Annotated in this window: 20 protein-coding genes and 1 tRNA gene; 13 read left to right on the forward strand and 8 right to left on the reverse strand. The window is 71.4% G+C overall.

Annotation, left to right across the window (positions count from 1 at the left end; translation table 11 throughout):
• Window positions 1–273: 273 nt before the first annotated feature.
• The gene (locus ACWD6N_RS13075) at window positions 274–792 is read right to left on the reverse strand and encodes a MarR family winged helix-turn-helix transcriptional regulator (RefSeq protein ID WP_354966393.1); all 519 of its coding nucleotides are present in this window, start codon (window positions 790–792) and stop codon (window positions 274–276) included.
• 99 nt (window positions 793–891) lie between these two features.
• Between ACWD6N_RS13075 and ACWD6N_RS13080 the strand changes: the two genes are divergently transcribed.
• Both ACWD6N_RS13080 and ACWD6N_RS13085 read left to right on the forward strand, forming a co-directional pair.
• The gene (locus ACWD6N_RS13080; protein WP_354966394.1) at window positions 892–1,473 is read left to right on the forward strand and encodes a YceI family protein; all 582 of its coding nucleotides are present in this window, start codon (window positions 892–894) and stop codon (window positions 1,471–1,473) included.
• A 295-nt stretch (window positions 1,474–1,768) separates the two neighbouring features.
• Window positions 1,769–3,247: a glutamate--cysteine ligase gene (locus tag ACWD6N_RS13085; protein ID WP_354966395.1), complete on the forward strand. Its 1,479-nt coding sequence runs from the start codon at window positions 1,769–1,771 to the stop codon at window positions 3,245–3,247.
• A gap of 52 nt (window positions 3,248–3,299) precedes the next feature.
• Here ACWD6N_RS13085 and ACWD6N_RS13090 read toward each other — a convergent pair whose 3' ends face one another.
• On the reverse strand, window positions 3,300–4,718 hold the full coding sequence (locus ACWD6N_RS13090) for an RAD23 family protein (protein WP_387324809.1): 1,419 nt from the start codon (window positions 4,716–4,718) through the stop codon (window positions 3,300–3,302).
• 122 nt (window positions 4,719–4,840) lie between these two features.
• Here ACWD6N_RS13090 and ACWD6N_RS13095 point away from each other — a divergent pair, with 122 nt between their 5' ends.
• Together ACWD6N_RS13095 and ACWD6N_RS13100 are read left to right on the forward strand one after the other, a co-directional pair.
• Window positions 4,841–5,539 (forward strand): PASTA domain-containing protein, encoded by a 699-nt coding sequence (locus ACWD6N_RS13095; protein WP_387324805.1) that lies wholly within the window; start codon window positions 4,841–4,843, stop codon window positions 5,537–5,539.
• Window positions 5,540–5,645: 106 nt separating this feature from the next.
• Window positions 5,646–6,449 carry a PASTA domain-containing protein gene (locus ACWD6N_RS13100; RefSeq protein WP_354966398.1) on the forward strand — a complete coding sequence of 268 codons (804 nt, stop codon included), beginning with the start codon at window positions 5,646–5,648 and terminating at the stop codon, window positions 6,447–6,449.
• A gap of 7 nt (window positions 6,450–6,456) precedes the next feature.
• Here ACWD6N_RS13100 and ACWD6N_RS13105 read toward each other — a convergent pair whose 3' ends face one another.
• Together ACWD6N_RS13105 and ACWD6N_RS13110 are read right to left on the reverse strand one after the other, a co-directional pair.
• Complete coding sequence (locus ACWD6N_RS13105; RefSeq protein ID WP_450004773.1) at window positions 6,457–6,900, reverse strand: hypothetical protein; 444 nt, start codon at window positions 6,898–6,900, stop codon at window positions 6,457–6,459.
• A 98-nt stretch (window positions 6,901–6,998) separates the two neighbouring features.
• Complete coding sequence (locus ACWD6N_RS13110) at window positions 6,999–7,283, reverse strand: hypothetical protein (protein ID WP_354966400.1); 285 nt, start codon at window positions 7,281–7,283, stop codon at window positions 6,999–7,001.
• A gap of 626 nt (window positions 7,284–7,909) precedes the next feature.
• Here ACWD6N_RS13110 and ACWD6N_RS13115 point away from each other — a divergent pair.
• The 3 genes from ACWD6N_RS13115 (at window position 7,910) to ACWD6N_RS13125 (ending at window position 9,600) form a co-directional block, all read left to right on the forward strand.
• Window positions 7,910–8,791 carry a helix-turn-helix domain-containing protein gene (locus tag ACWD6N_RS13115; RefSeq protein WP_354966401.1) on the forward strand — a complete coding sequence of 294 codons (882 nt, stop codon included), beginning with the start codon at window positions 7,910–7,912 and terminating at the stop codon, window positions 8,789–8,791.
• Window positions 8,761–8,982, forward strand: coding sequence for a DUF397 domain-containing protein (locus ACWD6N_RS13120; protein WP_354966402.1), 222 nt, complete (start codon window positions 8,761–8,763; stop codon window positions 8,980–8,982). Before ACWD6N_RS13115 ends, ACWD6N_RS13120 begins: the two co-directional genes overlap by 31 nt.
• A gap of 216 nt (window positions 8,983–9,198) precedes the next feature.
• Window positions 9,199–9,600 carry a hypothetical protein gene (locus ACWD6N_RS13125; RefSeq protein WP_354966403.1) on the forward strand — a complete coding sequence of 134 codons (402 nt, stop codon included), beginning with the start codon at window positions 9,199–9,201 and terminating at the stop codon, window positions 9,598–9,600.
• Here the strand turns inward: ACWD6N_RS13125 and ACWD6N_RS13130 are convergent.
• Window positions 9,568–10,167, reverse strand: a complete 600-nt coding sequence (locus tag ACWD6N_RS13130) for a hypothetical protein (RefSeq protein WP_354966404.1) — start codon at window positions 10,165–10,167, stop codon at window positions 9,568–9,570. The genes ACWD6N_RS13125 and ACWD6N_RS13130 overlap by 33 nt on opposite strands.
• Before the next feature lie 213 nt (window positions 10,168–10,380).
• On the opposite strand from ACWD6N_RS13130, the gene ACWD6N_RS13135 reads away from it, so the two are divergent.
• Entirely contained in the window at window positions 10,381–12,252 is a 1,872-nt protein-coding gene (locus tag ACWD6N_RS13135) for a S8 family peptidase (RefSeq protein WP_450004774.1), read from the forward strand.
• A gap of 66 nt (window positions 12,253–12,318) precedes the next feature.
• Here ACWD6N_RS13135 and ACWD6N_RS13140 read toward each other — a convergent pair whose 3' ends face one another.
• The 3 genes from ACWD6N_RS13140 to ACWD6N_RS13150 form a co-directional block, all read right to left on the reverse strand.
• Window positions 12,319–13,125 (reverse strand): WecB/TagA/CpsF family glycosyltransferase, encoded by an 807-nt coding sequence (locus ACWD6N_RS13140; RefSeq protein ID WP_354966406.1) that lies wholly within the window; start codon window positions 13,123–13,125, stop codon window positions 12,319–12,321.
• Entirely contained in the window at window positions 13,122–14,237 is a 1,116-nt protein-coding gene (locus ACWD6N_RS13145; RefSeq protein ID WP_354966407.1) for an NAD-dependent epimerase/dehydratase family protein, read from the reverse strand. Before ACWD6N_RS13145 ends, ACWD6N_RS13140 begins: the two co-directional genes overlap by 4 nt.
• A 65-nt stretch (window positions 14,238–14,302) precedes the next feature.
• A tRNA-Leu gene (locus tag ACWD6N_RS13150) sits at window positions 14,303–14,388 on the reverse strand.
• Between the two features lie 207 nt (window positions 14,389–14,595).
• Here ACWD6N_RS13150 and ACWD6N_RS13155 point away from each other — a divergent pair.
• From ACWD6N_RS13155 to ACWD6N_RS13175, 5 genes are read left to right on the forward strand one after another with little or no spacing between them, the layout of a single operon-like run.
• A complete protein-coding gene (locus ACWD6N_RS13155; RefSeq protein WP_074315673.1) occupies window positions 14,596–15,384 on the forward strand; it encodes an FhaA domain-containing protein in 789 nt (262 codons plus the stop codon).
• Window positions 15,385–15,390: 6 nt separating this feature from the next.
• Window positions 15,391–15,876 carry an FHA domain-containing protein FhaB/FipA gene (locus ACWD6N_RS13160; RefSeq protein ID WP_088959602.1) on the forward strand — a complete coding sequence of 162 codons (486 nt, stop codon included), beginning with the start codon at window positions 15,391–15,393 and terminating at the stop codon, window positions 15,874–15,876.
• Window positions 15,873–17,351 carry a PP2C family protein-serine/threonine phosphatase gene (locus tag ACWD6N_RS13165; protein ID WP_354966408.1) on the forward strand — a complete coding sequence of 493 codons (1,479 nt, stop codon included), beginning with the start codon at window positions 15,873–15,875 and terminating at the stop codon, window positions 17,349–17,351. The genes ACWD6N_RS13160 and ACWD6N_RS13165 overlap by 4 nt, the downstream gene beginning before the upstream one ends.
• A gap of 30 nt (window positions 17,352–17,381) precedes the next feature.
• On the forward strand, window positions 17,382–18,872 hold the full coding sequence (locus ACWD6N_RS13170; protein WP_354966409.1) for an FtsW/RodA/SpoVE family cell cycle protein: 1,491 nt from the start codon (window positions 17,382–17,384) through the stop codon (window positions 18,870–18,872).
• On the forward strand, window positions 18,869–20,374 hold the full coding sequence (locus ACWD6N_RS13175; RefSeq protein ID WP_387324791.1) for a peptidoglycan D,D-transpeptidase FtsI family protein: 1,506 nt from the start codon (window positions 18,869–18,871) through the stop codon (window positions 20,372–20,374). Before ACWD6N_RS13170 ends, ACWD6N_RS13175 begins: the two co-directional genes overlap by 4 nt.
• Window position 20,375 lies beyond the last annotated feature (1 nt).

The following is a 20,375-nucleotide window of genomic DNA, read 5'->3' on the forward strand; positions in this document are numbered from 1 at the left end:
GGCGGCATGATCGCGGACGGTCGGGCGGGAGTGGCGCGGACGAAAAGCCCCCTTGGTGCTACCCCTCGCTGTTCGCCCGCGCCGTCACCCCCCGGTGAATCCCCGGTGCACGAAGCCTGCCACCGAGATCGAGGCGGAAAGTCTGTTCCGAGCGGTAGGTCCGGTTGCCAAGGTCAGTTCTGCCGGTCTTTCTGCCGGTGGCGCGACACGTGCTCAGGCCGGTCCGTACGCCGACCGCTTGCCGTGCCCGCAGGGACGGGCGGTCGCCGGCGGTCAGGGTCGGGCAGCTCCGTCGGCGGCGGCGATCTCCTGCTCGGGGGCGGTGTCGGTGCTGCCGGCGGTGGCGCACGGGTGAACGGCGTCGCGCACCCGGCGCAGGCCGTCGAGCAGTGCGGCCAGGGCCTCGGGGTCCAGTTGGCCGGTGAACCACTGCTCGATGATGCGGAGATGCCCGGGCAGGGTCTCGTCCAGCCGCTGCATGCCGGCGGCGGTAACGACGGCGAACGAACTGCGGCGGTCGGACGGGCAGGCGCGGCGGGTGAGCAGCCCGTCGCGTTCCATCCGGTCCACCACACGGGTCACCCCGCTGGTGGACAGGGAGGTCTGGGCGGCGAGATCCGTCATCCGCAGCTGGTTGCCCGGCGAGCGGGCCAGTCGGGTGAGCACCTCGAACTCGACCACTGAGAGGCCCTGCTCGTCGAGTTGGGCGGCGAACCGGGCCGAGAGCCCGGCGTGCACCTCGTAGAGCAGGCCGACGGCGGTGATCCGGGGATCCTCGAACACGTTGGTCACTCGTTCATCGTACCAGTACTTGACACAGGGAATATTGCTGTGGCTATAGTTGCTCAAGCAGTCGTTGGGCTACTAAACATTCTTCTGGAGGACATCAGCATGACCAGCAGCATCGATGCGGTTACCCGCGACTGGGACGGCCTCACCATCCCGACGGCCGGCACCTACGCGCTGGACGCCGCACACAAGCGGGTCGGCTTCGTCGCCCGACACATGATGGTGAGCAAGGTCCGCGGCGAGTTCAACGAGGCGGCCGCCACCATCACCATCGCCGAGGACCCGCTGCAGTCGTCGGTCGTCGCGACCATTCAGGCCGCCAGCATCGACACCACCCAGGACGACCGGGACGCGCACCTGCGCAGCCCCGAGTTCCTGGAGGTTGAGAAGTACCCCACGCTGGAGTTCCGCAGCACCGGCGTCAAGTCCCACCGCCGCAACGAGTTCGTGCTCACCGGTGAGCTCACCATCAAGGACGTCACCCGTCCGGTCGAGCTGCAGGTGGAGTTCGAGGGCGTCGGCCGCAGCCCGTTCGGCCAGGACATCTTCGGCTTCTCCGCGAGCACCGAGATCGACCGCGAGGAGTTCGGCCTGACCTGGAACGTCGCGCTGGAGACCGGCGGCGTGCTGGTCGGCAAGAAGATCAAGATCGAGATCGAGGGCGAGGCCGTCCGCCAGGCCTGATCCTTCGGATCGCCGGTACGCCGGGCCCGCGCCGCAAGTCGGCGCGGGCCCGTCGTCGTCTCCGGCAGCCGTCGCCACCTGCGTGTGAAGTGTCACGGGTTGTTCGCATCTCCAGCGGGTCCGGCACGCCTCCGACGGGGTACAGATGGCGCCACGAGCGCTTCCGCGCGGGCCGGTTTCGCATCATCGGTACCGGCCCCTGGCTCCGGTCAGGTGGGCGCTCCTAACGTGGATGGTTCACAATGCGCTTTCCGGGACGGCAGGATCCCGACCGCGCCGGCCGCCGGGAGGACATATGGGCAGGGACGTCTCGCAGGGCGCCTTCACCCGGGAGGATCGCGTCCGCTACCGGCAGAAGGTCCGGCGATGCCTGGACGTCTTCGCCCTGATGCTGGACGACTTCGGCTTCGACGCCGACCGGCCGATGACGGGTCTGGAGATCGAACTCAACCTGGTCGACTCGGCGGCCGAGCCGGCGATGCGCAACGAGGAGATCCTCGCCGACATCGCCGACCCGCTCTTCCAGACCGAGCTGGGGCAGTTCAACCTGGAACTCAACGCCGAGCCCCGGCTGATCGAGGGCACCGGCTTCGCCGACTACGAACACGACCTGCGCAGCAGCCTCTCCCGTGCCGACGAGCGTGCGGCCAAGTCCGACGCGAAGATCGTCCTGGTCGGCATCCTGCCCACCCTCACCGAGGGGCACCTGGTCGAGGACAATCTCTCCACCAATGAGCGCTACCGGGTGCTCAACGACCAGATCGTCGGCGCCCGGGGCGAGGACATCGAGCTCGACATCCGCGGCGTCGAGCAGTTGCGGACGCACACCGACTCGATCGCCCCCGAGGCCGCCTGTACCAGTCTCCAGTTCCACCTCCAGGTAGCCCCGGACAGTTTCGCCGACTACTGGAACGCGTCCCAGGCCATCGCCGGGGTGCAGGTGGCGATCGGGGCGAACTCTCCCTTCCTGTACGGCCGTCAGCTCTGGGCCGAAACCCGGATCGCCCTGTTCGAGCAGGCGACCGACACCCGCCCGGACGAACTCAAGGCCCAGGGCGTACGACCCCGCGTGTGGTTCGGCGAGCGGTGGATCACCTCGATCTTCGACCTGTTCGAGGAGAACGTCCGCTACTTCCCGCCGCTGCTGCCGATCTGCGAGGACGAGGATCCGGTGGAGGTGCTGCACTCCGGCGGTGTGCCGCAGCTCGGCGAGCTGCGGCTGCACAACGGCACGGTCTACCGGTGGAACCGCCCGGTCTACGACATCATGAACGGCCGTCCGCACCTGCGGGTGGAGAACCGGGTGCTGCCGGCCGGTCCGACCGTGGTGGACATGCTGGCGAACGCGGCCTTCTACTTTGGGCTGGCCCGCGGCCTGGCCGAGGCGGACCGGCCGATCTGGAGCCAGCTCACCTTCAGCTCCGCCGAGGAGAACTTCCACGCCGCCGCCCGACGCGGCCTGGACGCCGTGCTGCACTGGCCGCGGCTCGGCGATGTGCCGGTCACCAAGCTGGTGCTGGAGCAGCTGCTGCCAACCGCGGCGGCCGGCCTGGACGGGTTCGGTGTCGCCCCGGCGCAGCGCGACCGGTTGCTCGGCATCATCGAGCAGCGCTGCCGGACCGGCCGCAACGGCGCCGTCTGGCAGACCGAGGCGGTCTGGGCGGCGGAGCGGCACCGGGGCATGGACCGGGCCGCCGCGCTGCACCACATGGTCCAGCGCTACGCGGAACTCCAGCGCGGCAACGAGCCGGTCCACACCTGGCCGGTCGACTGACCCCGCACCACCGGTCCGGCCGGCCGTCAGCGCATCGGCGGCTGTCCGGGACTCAGTCGGTGCCGGGTCGCCCGGGCCGCCGCGGTGACCGGCCCCGCCGGCTGCCCGACGCGGCGCCCTCCACCGGCTCGTCGTCCATGGACCCGGTCGACTCGGAGTCGTCCGGGGCCGAGCGGGGTGCCGGCACTCGGGGTGCGCGGGTCGCGTCCCGCTTTCGCGGAACGGTCCCGCTCGCCGACGCCGCGGCACGGGCCGCGTCCGTCCCACGTCCGGTGCTGGCCTCGGTCGTGGGGCTCAGCGGATCGGCGTCGGGCTCGCCGGCCCGGGTCGAGTCGCGCTCGGCGGCCCGCTTCGCGTCCACTCCGACCGGAACGGGCGCGTCCGGGTCGGTCGACCGAACCCGGTTGGCCCGCTCGGCGAGGACGGCGACCAGCACCGAGCCGCCGACGCCGGCGATCACCGCGTACGGGGCGATCAGCTGGGTGGACAGCTGCGCGGGGCCCAGCGCCGACCAGCGCGGCAGGGTGGTCAGGTAGGCGAGCGCGACGAGCAGCGGACCGGCCGCGCCGGAGGCTGCCGCGCCGACCCGGTGCCCGGTCGACCGGGCGGCTCGCCGGGCGGCCAGCGCGCCGACCAGCAGCGCGGGAACGAGCGCCAGCAGCGCACCGGGCCAGTAGAGCTGGTCCCCGATCCAGTACCGCGGGTGGTCCGGGTCGAGCTGCCAGGTGCCGAGCTGGGCGCCGGTCAGCCCGCGTCCGACGCGTACCCCGTCGATCACCGAGACCACCGCGAGCAGCCAGAGCCAGGCGGCCGTGGCGGTCACGTTCACCGCGGCGGCGCGCGAGCGCAGCGCCCAGAGCGCGACGAGCACCCCGATCAGGATGCCCAGTCCCGCGTGTACGGCCGCCACCCGTTGCGGCGCACCGGTGTCGGCGCCCACCGCGACCCGCGCGGGTACGGCGACCAGAAGTACGGTGACCAGCCCGCCGACCGCGGCGCCGAGCGCCAGGGACACCCGCCGCAGCAGGCTCCCACGCTGGCTGGGCAGCACCTCGGCCATCGGTGACGACGCGCCCTCCGTGGCGCCCGTCGGGCCGGTTCCCTCGACCGCAGCCGCACGCGCGGCTCCGGGCGTCACCGGCTCCGACCGCTCTGCCGGCGCGGACCCGTTCTCCGGCGCCGGTGCGGCGGGAGGCATCGACCCCGGGCCGCTCACCGTCGCCTCGGCCGCCGGCGGCACGGCCCTGGAGTGCAGGCGCTGCGCGCACACCGCTCCGAGCACAGTGGAGCTGGCGGCGAGCCACGTGGCCCAGGCGAGGCCGTCCGCCCAGGCCGTGTCGGTGGCCCCCGCATCGGTGGGCGTCCAGGTGATGACACCGAGCCCGTAGCCGAAGCCAAGCTGCGCGGCGCCAGCGCCGGCAGCGACCCCGATCGCCGTCACGATCGATACTCCCCAGCCCCGTCTGGCCATGCCGGGCAGCGTAACGTCCCGTCGTCGGCGCGGCGAGTGGCAACTACCCGCCGGGGTGGACCGCGGACGCAGCGGGTTGGGCGACGACCGGTACGGTCGCCGGTGATGAGGCGGTGGGCGCAATGACGGACGCGAACCCGGGTCGGCAGGATTCCGTCGCCGGCCGGGACGGCGGCGGTGCGGGCCGGGCCAGTGTGCTGCTGGGTGGCGGGTTGGTCGCCGTGCTCCTCGCCGCGGTCGGCGCCACCGGTGGCTGGCTGTTGGCGGGCGGGGACGACGCACCTCCGGCGGATCCGTTGGCGGTGGCGACGACGACCGGTGCGCCGACCGGGCGGGCCACCGCACCGCGGCCGAGCACCGGCCGGACCACGCCCTCCGCTCCCCGGACCTCCGCCAGCGCGACCAGGGGGACCGGGCTGACCGTGCCACCGGTGGTCGGCAGCGATTTCATGGAGGCCCGGGATGTCCTGCGCAAGCAGCGGCTGGGCTGGCGGCTGGTCTTCGGCAACGGCACCGGTCGTACGGTCGAGAGCACCTCGCCCGCCGTGGGTACGGAGGTGACCCGGGGCACCACCGTGCAGCTGCGGGTTGCCGGTCCGCCGCCCCCCGCGGAGGTGCCGGACGTGGTCGGCGACGGCTGCGCGAAGGCCGCCGACGAACTGGTCGACGAGGGTCTCTACCCGCGCTACCGCAGCGGGCGCAGTGGGAAGGTCAGCCGGCAGGAGCCGGCCGAGGACGGCCCGGCCCGCTGGAACGACGAGGTCAGCATCTGGTGCGGAGAGACGCCGCCGAGCCTGCCGGGCACGCAGCCCCCCTTCTGACCAGGGCCGGGCGGTTCGGGCCGCGGATCCGCGCCGATGACGGTGCGGGCGGTTAGGTTGGCGGTCGAGGGCCATGCCGCCCGCCCGGTTCGGGAAAGGACGTGCGATGAGCGACGACCGCCAGGAGCCCGCCACCCCCACCACCGGGTCCCCCGACGAGACCGCTCCGATCGACCGGGCCGCGTCGCCGGATGAGACCGCGCCGATCGACCGGGCCGCGTCGGGTCCCGCCGCGTCGCCCGATCAGACCATGCCGATCGACCGCTCCGCGCTGACGCAGCCGGGCACGCCTCCCGACCGGACCGCGCCCATGCCTGCCGAGCGGGCGACCCCGGCGCCGTGGTCCGGGCGGGCGGAGGTCCGGGCGCCCCGACCGGCCGAGCCCTCCGGGGAGTGGTACGCCGAGGAGCAGGGTGGCCGACGCTGGTGGCTGCCGATCCTCTGGGGGGTGCTCGCGCTCCTGCTCGCCGGCCTGCTCGGCGCCGCGCTCTGGGTCGTGCTCGCCGCGCAGAACGACGACGGGGATGGCGACCCGGGGTCCACCCCGTCGCTGCCGCCGCCCAGTGCCACGAGCGCCGCACCGACCAGCGCGGCCCCGACCTCGGCGGCGCCGACCAGTGAGACGCCGAGCAGCCCGGCGGCCACCACCGCGCCGGCCGAGAAGCCGGTGCCGCCGCTCGCCGGCCTGCCGCAGGCCACCGCGGAAGGGCTGCTGGACCGGCTCGGGCTGGCCTACCGGGTGGTGTACCGCCCGTCCGAGCTGCCACCGGGGACGGTGGTGGGCACCGAACCGGAGGCCGGCACCATGCTGCCCGCCGACGAGGAGGTGCTGCTGATCGTGTCCCAGGCCCAGCCCTCGACCGGGACCAGCCCGGCTACGCCTAGTCCCACGGCGACACGCACGCGGTGACCGGTGCTCACCACATCCGGCGGCGGGTGCCGACCAGGCCGAGGCCGGCCAGCGAGATGGTGAGGCCGAAGATCCCGGACCAGAACAGCGAGCGGCGGACGTCGGTCGCGGTGTTCCGCGCCGGACCGGCTTCGGTGATCTCCTGCCGCCCGCCGGACTGACCGCCGCCACCGGCCCCGGCGGCCGGGCCGGTCGGGTCGGCCGCGTCGGCACGGTCGTCCGGGGCATGGGTGTCGAACCAGCCGGGTTCGTCGTACGTCGGTGGGTCGGCGTCGACCACGGTGATCTCCGGTGCGGGCACCGGAGTGGTCAGTCGGGTGGACGACAGCGCCGGGCCGCGGGCCAGGACCACGAACGTGGTCACGGCCCCGAGCAGGGCGAGCAGTCCGAAAGCGTAGGCGATACGGGAGCGGTGGTGCCGCCGCACGGCGGGCTGATTGACCATGACCATCCCAGGCTCAGGGCCCTGGACGCGCGGGTGGAACGGTGCCGGGGTGGGCGTACCAATTCTATGGCGACGGCACGCCCACCGGCGGCGGATCGCGTCGGTCAGCCCACCCGGACCGGTGTACGGACGACCGGTCGCCGGCTCCGTACGGTGTGCGGGCGGGGCTCCGGTGCGGCCTGCACCTGTTGCAACCCGCCCCGCTGGACGAAGATCGACCGACGGTTGACCGCGTCGCCCGCGGTGTTCAACTCGTAGCCGTCGAGCCAGAGCCAACCGTCGTAGGTCGGCCAGTCGAGCACCCGGATCACCCGGAACTTGATGGGCCTGAGGAACTGGACACTCGCCGCGCGAGTCACGTGCAGTACGTCACCGGAGCGGGGAAGCACATGGGCTCCTGGGGAGGTCGGCCGGCATTCGTGCCGGCGGTGACTGGTCGGGGGAAACGTCTCGGCCCGGTGACGGGTTCGCGCCTCGTGGACCGGTGGTGCGGGTGGTGGCGGTCGGGCCGTACTCCGCTGGTGGCGTGCCGCCACCCGACCATCACCCGGTTGCTTCCGGGAACCGCGCCCGCCGCCGCAGCCGGCTGGCTTGCAGCGGCGGGGTCCTCACCCCGGAGTAGCTCTCGGTGTCGCCGGCCGGGCCCGCGTCGTGCCCGGGTTCCCCGGGTCGGTGGGATCACCACACCGGGGGACCGGACGGAGACGCTGAGTGATCCGTGCCATGCGGACAGAGTGCATCAGTGACGTGCTTCATGCAAGTTGCACGTCGACTTTTGCCGATACGTGAGTGCCTTCCACAAAGCGGCGCTTGAAGCCATCCGCGTCCGGACGGCACACTGAGGGCCGGTTTCGCCCGTCGCGGCCGGCCGATGACCGGCACCACCCCCTCGCCGCGAACGCTCGCCGGTCGACGGTCGCGCCCCCGGCGGGCGGCAGCCAGTGGCGCGTCGACCGGAGGTAGCCCGAAGTGGGGTCGAGCAGCCAGCGGCGGAAAGCAGTGACCGGGGAGCGCCATGAGTGAGCGGCGCAGCCCCACCATCCGACGGCGGCGGCTCGGTGCCGAGCTGCGCCGCCAGCGGGAATCCGCCGGGATCACCATCGAAGTCGTCGCCGAGCAGTTGGAGTGCTCGGCGTCGAAGGTCTCCCGGATCGAGACCGGGCACACCACGGCCACCCCGCGCGACGTCCGGGACATGCTGCGGATCTACGGCGTGGTCGGTGCCGAGAGCGACGAACTCGTGCAGATCGCCCGGGAGGCCCGGCAGAAGGGCTGGTGGCACCCGTACAGCACGGTGCTGGTCGGCGCGTACGTCGGGCTGGAGGCCGCGGCGAGCTCGATTCGGGCGTACGAGCAGCAGGTGGTGCCGGGTCTGCTGGAGACCGAGGAGTACGCCGGCGCGATGATCCGCGCCGCCCGGCCGGACTTCACCGCCGATCAGGTCCACCAACGGGTGCGTGTCCGACTGGGCCGTCAGTCGTTGTTGACCCAGGACGATCCGGTCGATCTGTGGGTGGTGCTCGATGAGGCGGTGGTAAGCAGGCCGGTGGGTGGGGACGAGGTGATGCGTGGCCAGCTCAAGCGGTTGGTCGAAGTGGCCGAGTTGCCGAACGTGACGTTGCAGATCCTGCCTTTCGAGGTCGGTGCGCACGCCGGCATGGACGGCACTTTCACGATCCTCAGTTTCCCCGAGGCCGGTGATCCGGATGTCGTGTACGCGGAGAACGCCACGGGTGGGCTTTTCCTTGAGAAGAGCGACGAACTACAGAAGTACAGCTTCATCTTCGATCACATCCGCGCCGCGGCCATTCGTCCGGAGGAGTCCGTCGCACACATCGCAAAACTGGCAGAGGAGCCGTTGTGGAAATGGCGACCAAGGGGTTCCCCGTGGACCTGACGCAGGCAACGTGGTTCAAGAGCTCGAAGAGCGGGCCGAACTGTGACAACTGCGTGGAGGTGGCGTACGTGACCGGGGCGGTCGGAGTGCGGGACTCGAAGGACAAGGCCGGCCCGGCCCTGGTTTTCGCCCCGGGTGACTGGCACGCCTTCGTCGCCGGCACCAGAGTTGGTGTGTTCGGCTCGGCCTGACCGAGCGGTCACGTGAGGTCCCCGTCCGGTCTCGACCGGGCGGGGGCCTTCGCGTGCCGCGCCGGCGGGCTCCCGCTCCGCGCGCGGAGGCGCGCTCGGCGAGGTTCCGCCGGGATTCCCGTCGCCACAGCGGGTCCGTCTCGTTGAACGAATCGGTACGGCGCTGGTCGACGACCCGCCGCACCGATCCGCAACCCAGCGAGGTAGGCGAGACGGATGACGACGATCGGGTCAGACAACCTCACCAACGGTCCGGGCAAGCCGGAGCGGTTCGGTGGCAAGTACCGCGGGGCGCGTCGGGACACCGTACTGACCGAGGTGGTCTCGACCGACCAGGAGATGAGCGGGCGGGAGGCGCCGGCGACCGAGGCGGGCGACCCGCCGCTCTCGCTGCCCTCGCTGGACCCGAACCCACTGGTCGAGCCGTCCTTCCCGCCGAGCGGCTGGCCGATGGAGCCCACCGGGTCGTTGGCTGACCACCCGTTGCTGCGCGGCCTGCTGATGGAGCTGCCACCGAAGGGCAGCGTTCCGCCGCCGGGCTGGCTGGACCGCTGGTTCGAGGCGACCCGGGCGATCCTGGAGCTGCTATACGTGCAGGGGCCCGGCCGCTCGCGCTGACTTCGCCGGATCCGGCTGGGCCCGCTCGGCGAGCCGGTTGTGCCGGAGCGCGTGCCGGACGCCGATGGCCAGGATCCCGAGCGCGCCGACGGTGATCGCCGGACCGGTGACGCCCGGTTCGGCGAAGAGGTCGGTGCCGCTCGCCGCGACCACCGCGGGCACCGTCAGTACCCCGGTGACCTGCAACGGCAACCCGATCAACGGGTGCGCGGCGGCGGCCCGAAGACCGTGCGGCGCGGGCGTCTCGGGCGCCGCGGCGAACGCTCCCGCGCCGGCCCAGAGCCGGCGTACCCGGCGTACGGTGCAGACCGCGACCACGAGGGTGGGGAGCCCGGCGATATCGAGGGCGGCGGCGGCCTGGTCGGCCGGGGTGTTCCCGGCACTGAGCAGCCCGGCCGCGAGGACGGTCACCGTGAGCGTCAGGCCCACCAGGGTCAGGATGAGCAGGTGTCCAGCGCGTCGGCGCAGCGCGCGGGCGCGGTCCAGCCGGGGCAGGCCGTCCGCGACCACGCCAGCGGCCAGCCACAGGACGGCGATCGGCAACAGGGCGGCGAGGGGGCTCTCCATGCTGGTCAGCCTGCCCGGTCGCGGCCGTCCGCGACTCCGGGCGCAGCCCTCGTTCGTCCCGGACGCCGTCCCGTAGGGGGCATCCTTTCCGTGTTATGAACGATGCGACATGTTTATCTTCGTCACTACGTTGACCTACTCTCGGAAAGATCGGCCGTCACGAATCTGAGCGGGACCCGCGTCGGGCGGCTGCCGGTCGGAGGGAGGTAAGAGATGCGTCTTGCCCACAGGTCCGTACTCGTCGGGGTGGCCACACTGACCCTGTTGGCCGCTGCCACACCCGCCCTGGCCGCCGAACCGACCGGTGCCATCCGGGCGGCGGGCGGAGACACGGCCGTCGCGGACAGCTACATCGTCGTCTTCAAGGACACCGCCGTCAGCCGGGGCACGGTCGGCGACAACGCGGACCGGCTGGTCGGCCGGCACGGCGGCACGGTGGCCCGCACCTACGGCGCGGCGCTGCGCGGCTTCGAGATCCGGGTCGGCGCGAAGGCCGCCGCGCGGATCGCCGCGGACCCGGCGGTGGCGTACGTCGAGCAGAACCACACCGTCTCGATCGCCGGCACCCAGACCAACCCGCCGTCCTGGGGCCTGGACCGGATCGACCAACGGAACCTGCCCCTGAACAGCTCGTACACCTACCCGAACACGGCGTCGAACGTCCGCGCCTACATCATCGACACCGGCGTGCTGTACGGGCACAACGACTTCGGCGGGCGGGCCGTCTCCGGCTTCGACGCGGTGGACGGCGGCTCCGCCGACGACTGCAACGGCCACGGCACGCACGTGGCGGGCACGGTCGGCGGCTCGTCGTACGGGGTGGCCAAGGGCGTCCAGATCGTCGGCGTCCGAGTGCTCAACTGCCAGGGCAGCGGCACCAACGCCCAGGTGGTGGCCGGTATCGACTGGGTGACCGCGAACGCGGTCAAGCCGGCGGTGGCGAACATGAGCCTCGGTGGTGGCGCCAACAGTTCGATCGACACGGCCGTCACCAACTCGATCAACTCCGGCGTCACGTACGCGGTCGCCGCCGGCAATGGCAACGCCCTCGGCGTCCGGCAGAACGCCTGCAACTACTCCCCGGCCCGGGTCGCCTCCGCGATCACCGTGGGCGCGACGCAGAACAACGACGCCGCGGCGAGCTTCTCCAACTTCGGCACCTGCGTCGACATCCTGGCCCCGGGCGTCAACATCACCTCGGCCTGGTACACGGGCAGCAGCGCGACGAACACCATCAGCGGCACCTCCATGGCGTCACCGCACGTCGCCGGGGCCGCCGCGCTCGTGCTCTCGGCGAACCCGTCGTGGAGCCCGCAGCAGGTCCGGGACAACCTGGTCAACAACTCCACCCCGAACGTGGTGACCAACGTCGGCACCGGCACCCCGAACCGGTTGCTCTACGTCGTGAACGGCACCCCGCCGGCCAACGACTTCTCGGTCTCGGTGTCGCCGACCTTCGGCTCCACCGCGCCGGGCGGTTCGGTGACGGCCACCGTCGGTACGGCCACCACCGCCGGCTCCGCCCAGTCGGTCAGCCTCTCCGCCAGTGGCCTGCCGGCCGGGGCGACCGCGTCGTTCAGCCCGTCGACGGTGACGTCGGGCGGCTCGTCCACCCTCACCATCGCCACCTCGGCGAGCACCCCCGCCGGCAGCTACCCGGTGACCATCACCGGCAGCGGTGCGGCGGGCACCCGGACGGCCACGTACACGTTGACCGTGACCGGCTCGGGTGGCGGTGGCTGCTCCGGCACCAACGGCACCGACGTCGCGATCCCGGACACCGGCGCCACGGTGTCCAGCTTGATCACGATCGCCGGCTGCAACCGCAACGCCTCGGCGTCCTCGACCGTCGCGGTGAACATCGTGCACACGTACCGGGGTGACCTGGTGGTCGACCTGGTCGCCCCGGACGGCTCGGCGTACCGGCTGAAGAACAGCAGCTACTTCGACGGTGCCGACAACGTGAACACGACCTACACCGCCAACGTCTCCAGTGAGGCGGCGAACGGCACCTGGCGACTGCAGGTGCGGGACGTCTACTCCGGGGACACCGGCTACATCAACACCTGGACCCTGACCCTCTGACCTGGTTCCCACGGCCGAGGCCCCACCCGGAACGCCGGGTGGGGCCTCGTGCCGTACGGATCGGGGTCAGACCGCGAAGGTGGCCGGCCGCTCGGTGGCGGGCGCTGGCGGGCGGGCCTTCCACAGGCCGGTCTTCTGCCCGGCGAGCCGGGCCAGGTAGGCCGGGTTGAGGATCACGTAGCGGCGCCAGAGCCGCTTCGGCTCCAGCCCGAGCCGCCAGAACCACTCCAGGCCAACGCGCTGCATCCACGACGGGGGCTGGCGCAGCAGCCCGGCGTGGTAGTCGAAGGCCGCCCCGACCGCCATCAGCGGCATGTCGAGCAGGGGGCGCATGGCGTACGTGAAGACCTCCTGGCGCGGGCAGCCAAGCCCGACCAGGACCAGGCGGGCACCGCTGGACCGGATTCGGTCGGCGATCTCGGCGTCCTCGCCCGGCTGGACCGCGCGGAACTTGGACGGCTCCACCCCGGCGATCTTCAGCGCCGGGAACATCCGCTCCAGCGCCGGGATCAGCTTGGCCAGCGTCTCCTCGGTGGAGCCGTACAGGTAGACCGGCAGCCCCTCGTCGGCGAAGCGCGACAGCACGTGCAGCGTCAGCGTCGGCCCGTAGACCCGGTCGGTGAGCCCGGCATGGTGCAGCAGGTTGAGCGCCCAGCGCACCGGCTGGCCGTCGGGGGTGACCACGTCGAAGGAGTTGAGCCGGGCGTTGTGCGCCGGGTCCAGCACCCCGGTCATCACACCGTGCACGGCCAGCGCGGTCAGCGCGAGCGGACGCCGCTCGTGCGCCGCGGTCACCACGGCGTCGGTCGCCGCGTCGTAGTCGGTGGCGTCGACCAGGACGCCGAGCACGTTGCGCTTGGTCTGGGCGGTCATGCCTGGGGCACCCACTTGTCCACGTTGGCCTCGTAGATCTCCCGCAGGATCATCGGGACGTCATACGTAATCTTCCACTCCGGGTACTGCTCCTCAAACCGGGCCATGCTGCTCACGTACCACTGGTGGTCGCCGGTGCGGTTCTGCTCGACGTAGTTGATCTGCGCCTCGCGGCCGGTGATCTCCTCGGCGATCCGGAACGCCTCGATGTGTGACGTGTTGGAGTGCCGGCCTCCGCCAAGGTTGTAGACCTCCGCCGAACGCGGCGCCCGGAAGAACGCCTCGAACGCGGTCAGCACGTCCCGCGAGTGGATCGCGTCGCGGACCATCTTGCCCTTGTAGCCGAACAGGTTGTACGTCCGGCCCTCCATCACGCAGCGCATCAGGTAGGCCAGGAACCCGTGCAGCTCGGCCGCCGAGTGCGCCGGCCCGGTCAGGGTGCCGCCCCGGAAGCAGGCGGTCTTCATGTCGAAGTAGCGCCCGTACTCCTGCACCATCACGTCCGCGGCGACCTTGGACGCGCCGAAGACCGAGTGCAGCGAGTTGTCGATCGACATGTCCTCGGTGATGCCCTGGTACCAGCGGTGGTCCTCGGGCAGCTCGTACCGGGTCTCCAGCTCGATCAGCGGCAGGCTGTTGGGCCGGTCACCGTAGACCTTGTTGGTGGAGCAGTGGATGAACGGCGCGTCGATCGCGTGTCGTCGGGTGTTCTCCAGAATGTTGAGCGTGCCGCCGGCGTTCACGTCGAAGTCCGTGTACGGCTCCTTGGCGGCCCAGTCGTGACTCGGCTGCGCCGCGCTGTGGATCACCACGGCGATGTCGGAGCCGTACTTCTTGAACACCTGTTCCAGGCCGTCCCGGTCCCGGATGTCCACCGCGAAGTGGGTGTAGGCGGTGCCCAGGTCACGGCTGAGTCGCTCCAGGCTCCACGAGGTGGAGCCGTCCTCGCCGAAGAAGTACCGGCGCATGTCGTTGTCGATGCCGACGACGTCCAGGCCGAGGCCGGCGAAGTGCCGGACCGCCTCGGAGCCGATCAGACCACCCGACCCGGTCACCAACGCGACACTCACACGCCACTCCTGGTCCATCGGAGGCAGAAACCATCGGAGCATAGCGTGACGACGGGCACGGCCCCGATATGACGGAAGGGCCCCGCATTCTGCGGAGCCCTCGTCGTTGGTGGGGATGGGGGGAGTTGAACCCCCACGCCCTTTCGGGCACACGGACCTGAACCGTGCGCGTCTGCCATTCCGCCACATCCCCGTGGCACAACCCGGAACACTCTAGCCGCCCCGAGCCCACTGTCTCCAGCAGGCCCCGGAGATACTACGCTGTCCCCGGCGCTCGCCACGAGCGGTTACCGTTCGTGGCGGACGAAAGATTAGCACGGGAGACCCGGCCCATCCGAACGGGCCGGTAGCAGGCGGCCGAGCGGCGTGTGAGCTGCGCGCGCGCCGGCCGGATACCATCATGTCCTCGGGACCCGAGGAGGAGCCGGTGAGCGTGCTGCAACGCTTCGAGAAGCGTCTGGAAGGCCTGGTCGAAGGGGCCTTCGCCAAGGTCTTCAAAGGGGTGGTCCACCCCGTGGAGATCCTCAACGCCATGCAGCGGGAGGCCGAGGCGCACAAGGCGATCCTGGCCGGTGGGCGCACGTTGGTGCCCAACCGCTACGTGATCGATCTCTCGCCGTTCGACCACAGTCGTCTGGCGCCGTATGCCGCCGCGCTGGCCCAGGAGCTGGCCCAGTCGCAGGCGGAGTTCATCGGCGAGCAGGCCTGGACGGTCTACGGCGACGTGATCGTCGAGATCGAACGGGGGGAGGGCCTGGACACGGGGATGTTCCGGGTCACCGCCGAGGTCTACACCGGCGGCGAGGTCGCCCCGGTCTCGGCACCCGGCTACGACGCCGGCCCGCCCGCCTACCCCGCGTACGACCAGGGTGGCGGCTACGGTCCGCCGCCCGGGCAGGGTGGCGGCCGCAACGTGCGGCTGGTCTCGGGCGACGGGCGCACCTATCCCCTGCAGATGGGGTCGACGGTGATCGGTCGCGGCGACCAGGCCAACCTGCGCCTGCCCGACGTCGGCATCTCCCGGCGACACGCCCGACTGGACTTCGACGGCGGCCAGGTCGTGCTGACCGATCTGGGGTCGACCAACGGCACCATGGTCAACGGCCAGCGGGTCTCCGCGGTCGCCCTCAACCCGGGTGACATGGTCCAGCTCGGCACCACGACGCTGACCTTCCGCGTGGACGGCTGACCCGCCTTGCCGGAACTGGTCATCACCGTCGCCCGGTTCGGGTTCCTGATCCTGTTGTGGATCTTCGTGTTCACGGTGGTCGGTGTGATCCGCCGGGACCTCTTCGCGGGGGCCCGGTCCGGTCGTCTGGTGGCGGCGCCGCGTGCGGTGGGCGCCTCGACGGGGCAAGCGGCCAAGCCAGCGAAGGTGAAGCGGGGCAGGGCGGCACACCAGCTGGTGGTGACCGCTGGCCAGCTGGCCGGCACTCGAATCACTCTCGGTGAAGCGCAGATCACCATCGGTCGGGCCGAGGACTCCACCCTGGTCATCACCGACGACTACGCCTCCGCGCGGCACGCCCGGCTCGTGCCGCGTGAAGGGCAGTGGTTCGTCGAGGACCTCGGCTCGACTAACGGCACGTACCTAGATCGCGCTAAGGTCACCGGACCAACCCCCGTCCCCCTCGGCGTGCCGATCCGGATCGGCCGCACTTCCCTCGAATTACGGCCATGACTCTGACCCTGCGCTATGCGGCCCACAGCGACCGCGGTCTGATCCGAGACGGCAATCAAGACTCCGTCTACGCCGGGCCGCGGCTACTCGCCGTTGCCGACGGCATGGGCGGCATGGCCGCCGGTGACGTCGCCAGCAACATCGTCATCGGTGCCATGGCGCCGCTCGACGAGGACGTCCCGGGGGACGCTCTCGTCGACGCGTTGCGTTCGGCCGTGGGCACCGCCAACCAACAACTCCGCGACACGGTGGACGCCAACCCGCAGTTGGAGGGGATGGGCACCACGCTGACGGCGACCCTCTTCTCCGGCAGCAAGCTGGGGATGGTCCACATCGGCGACTCGCGGGCCTATCTGCTGCGCAACGGTGAGTTCGCGCAGGTCACCAAGGACGACACCTACGTCCAGATGCTCGTCGACGAGGGTCGGATCAGCGCCGAGGAGGCGAGCAGCCACCCGCAGCGGTCACTGCTCACCCGGGCCCTGGACGGCCGGGACATCGACCCGGAGTACTCGGTGCGCCAGGTGCTGCCCGGCGACCGCTACCTGATCTGCAGCGACGGCCTCTCGGGCGTGGTCAGTGCCGAGACCATCGGCGAGACCCTGCGGGAGTACGCCGACCCGCAGCAGTGCGTCGAGCGGCTGGTGCAACTCGCGCTGCGCGGCGGTGGGCCGGACAACATCACGGTGATCATCGCGGACGCCACGGATCAGGACATCGTCGAGGCGACCCCGATCGTCGGCGGCGCCGCCGCCCGCGACCGGGGCATGGCCACCTCCGCCGACGACTCCACCCCGGCCGCCCGGGCCTCGGCGCTGTCCGCGCCGCGCCCGGCCGCGCCCGAGGAGCCGCCGGCGGCGGACGACGAGCAGGAGCCGAAGCGCCGTCCGGTGCGGGCCACCGCCATGGCGCTGGCCCTGCTGGTGATCCTCGGCGGCGGGCTCTTCGCCGGCTGGACCTACACGCAACAGCAGTACTACGTGGGCGCCACCGAGGAGGGCCAGGTCGCCGTCTTCCGTGGCATCCAGGGTCAGATCGCCGGGATGGACCTCTCCACCGTGCATCGCACCAGCGGCACCCGGCTGGACGACCTCACCGTGGCGGCGCAGGACACCGTCAAGGTGGGCATCCGGGCCAAGAGCGAGCCGGATGCCGAGCGCCAACTCGCCGAGCTGACCAGCGACATCCCGAGCAACCCCAACCTGAAGCCGATCTGCCCGGCCGACCCGACCGCCGTGGTTGGCGCGACGCCGACGCCCACGCCGACCCCGACGCCGGCCGGGACGACGCCGGCACCGAACGGCAGCCCCAGCGCGAAAGCGTCGGTGACCCCCACCGGGGTCGTCAGCGCAAGCCCGACCACCGGTGCGACCGCCGCTGTCGGCGTGACCGATCCGACCACCACACCCGACGCCACGCCCTCCGACTCGACCACGCCAGGGCTCGACCCGGCCGGTTGCCGGTCTCCCGAGTGAGCGTCAGCTGAGATCCCGAGGACTCCACCCGTGACCGTAGCGGCCACACCGGCACCCTCGCCCGCCACCACGGGCGGGGAGTCCGGCGTACGCCTGGCCCGGTCCCGACGCAACGCCGAACTGTCCCTGCTGCTGCTCGCCATGGTGCTGGTGGCCGCGTACGGGGCGACCGTCGAGGCGAACCTGCTGGACACGGTCACCCCGGACTTCTGGATGCCCGCCGCCGCCCTCGGCGCGGTCTTCCTCGGCCTGCATCTGGTCATCCGGTTCCTCGCCCCGTTCGCCGACCCGGCGCTGCTGCCGGCGGTGGCGCTGCTCAATGGCCTCGGGGTGGGCTTCCTGCGCCGGATCGACCTGGGCGAGGCCCCCGTGGCCGACCGGGAGAGCCTGGCCATCTTCGCGGGGCAGGGCGGGCGCCAGCTGGCCTGGACGCTCCTCTCGGTGATCCTCGCCGCCGGTCTGCTCGCCATCATGCGCGACCACCGTTCGGTCTCCCGGTACGCGTACACCCTGGGCCTGGCCGGCATCGTGCTGGTGATGCTCCCGGCGGTGCTGCCGCGCAGCATCTCCGAGAAGAACGGCGCCAGACTTTGGATCGATGTCGGCCTGTTCTCCATCCAGCCGGGTGAGTTCGCCAAGCTGGCACTGCTGGTGTTCTTCGCCTACTACCTGGTGCGCAAGCGCGAGGTGCTGTCGCTGGCGAGCCGGCGTTTCCTCGGCATCGACTTCCCGCGTGGGCGCGACCTGGGCCCGGTGGTCGTGGTCTGGCTGATCAGCCTCCTGGTGCTGGTCTTCGAGAAGGACCTGGGCACCTCGCTGCTCTACTTCGGCATGTTCGTGGTGACGCTCTACATCGCCACCGAACGGGTCAGCTGGCTGCTGATCGGTCTGATCCTCTTCTTCGGGGGCGCCTACCTCGCCTACGTCCTGGGCTCGACGATCGGCGGGCCGTTCGCCAACTTCTACGTGCGCGCCGAGATCTGGTTGGATCCGTTCGCCGACCCGACCGACAAGGGCTACCAGCTCGTCCAGGGCCTGCTCGCCCTGGGCACGGGCGGGCTCTTCGGCGCCGGGCCGGGCGGCGGTCAACCGGACATCCTGCCCGAGGTGCAGAACGACTTCATCTTCGCCGGCATCGGTGAGGAGATCGGCCTCTTCGGTCTCTCCGCGCTGCTGGTGGTCTACCTGCTGATCGTGGAGCGGGGCCTGCGTGCCGCGCTCGCGGTGCGGGACTCGTTCGGCAAACTGCTCGCCGGCGGTCTCGCGTTCACCCTCGGCCTGCAGGTCTTCGTGATCGTCGGCGGCATCAGCAAGCTCATCCCGCTCACCGGTCAGACCACCCCGTTCCTGTCCGCCGGTGGCTCGTCGCTGATGGCCAACTGGCTGCTCATCGCGGTGCTGCTGCGGGTCTCCGACGGAGCCCGCCGGCCGGTCAGCGGGAGCGGTGGCAAGGCTGCCCGGCCCACCGGCGGCCCGCCGGAGCAGCTGCACGGTGCTCCCACGGAGGTGATCAAGCCGTGAACGCACCCCTGCGCCGTGTCGGCGTCGTCGTCATCGTCCTGTTCGGTCTGCTCTTCGCGAACCTCAACTGGATCCAGGCGTACAAGGCCGACGAGTACCGCACCAGCGACTACAACGGTCGGGTCCAGGTCGCCGACTACAAGCGCAAGCGCGGCAACATCGAGGCCGGTGGCACGGCGGTGGCCACCAGCAAGGAGACCACCGGCAAGCTGAAGTTCCTGCGCTCCTACCCGGGCGGCGCCAAGTACGCCCACGTGCTCGGCTACAAGCCGGTCAACCTGGCGGACCAGGGCATCGAACGGGTGGAGAACGACTTCCTGGCCGGCACCAGCGACCAGTTGATCGGCGACCGGTTCAAGGACATGTTCACCGGCGACCAGACCGGTGGCGGCAACGTGCTGCTCACGCTCTCCAAGCGGGCCCAGGACGTGGCGTACGACCAGCTGCGCAACAACCAGGTGGGTGTGAAGAAGGGCGCGGCGATCGCCATCGACCCGCGCACCGGCGCGGTGCAGGCGCTGGTCTCCATGCCCAGCTTCGACCCGAACCCGCTGACCGTCCACGACAGCACTGAGGCGGCGGCGGCGTTCAACAAGCTGGATCAGGACCCGGACGGCCCGCTGAAGAACCGCGCGCTCTCCGAGACGCTGCCGCCGGGCTCCACCTTCAAGATCGTGGTGGCCGCGGCCGCGCTGGAGAACGGGATCAGCAAATCCACCTCGATCCCGGCCGGGTCGAGCTACACCCCGCCCACTTCGGGCAGCCCGATCCGTAACGCCCACCCGTCGATCTGCCCGAAGTCGCAGGTCACCCTGCTGGACGCGGTCACCGAATCGTGCAACACCGGCTTCGCCCAGCTCGGCGTGCGGCTCGGCGCCGACACCATCAAGGAGAAGGCCCAGCAGTTCGGCTTCGAGCAGGACGACCTCACCGTCGGCCAGCTCGGCGAGGACGGGCTGCGCACGGCGGCCAGCCGGACCGGAGACATGCAGAACCCGGACGGAAGCACCGACCCGGCCGCACTGGCCCAGTCCTCGATCGGCCAGAACAACGTCCGGATGACCCCGCTGGAGGGGGCCATGATCGCCGGGGCGGTCGCCAACGGCGGCAGCCAGATGCGGCCGTACCTGGTCCGGCAGCTGCTCGCCCCGGACCGGACCACCAGCTACTACACCGCGAAGCCGCGGGAGCTGCGCCAGCCGGTCAACGGGCAGGTCGCCGGCGACCTCCGCGACATGATGGTCAGCGTGGTGCAGAAGGGCACCGGCCGGAACGCGGCGATCAGCGGCTACACGGTCGGCGGCAAGACGGGCACCGCGCAGTCCGCCCCGGACCGGCCCGACCACGGCTGGTTCATCGGGTTCGCGCTCGACAAGAACGGCACCCCGGTCTCCGCGGTCTGCGTCGTACTGGAGCAGGCCGGCAGCGGCGGCAGCTCCGAGGCGGCCCGGATCGGCGGTCAGATCATGCGGGCCGCCATCGCCGACCCGGGGGGTCGCTGAC

This window comes from Micromonospora sp. NPDC005163 (assembly GCF_053599835.1).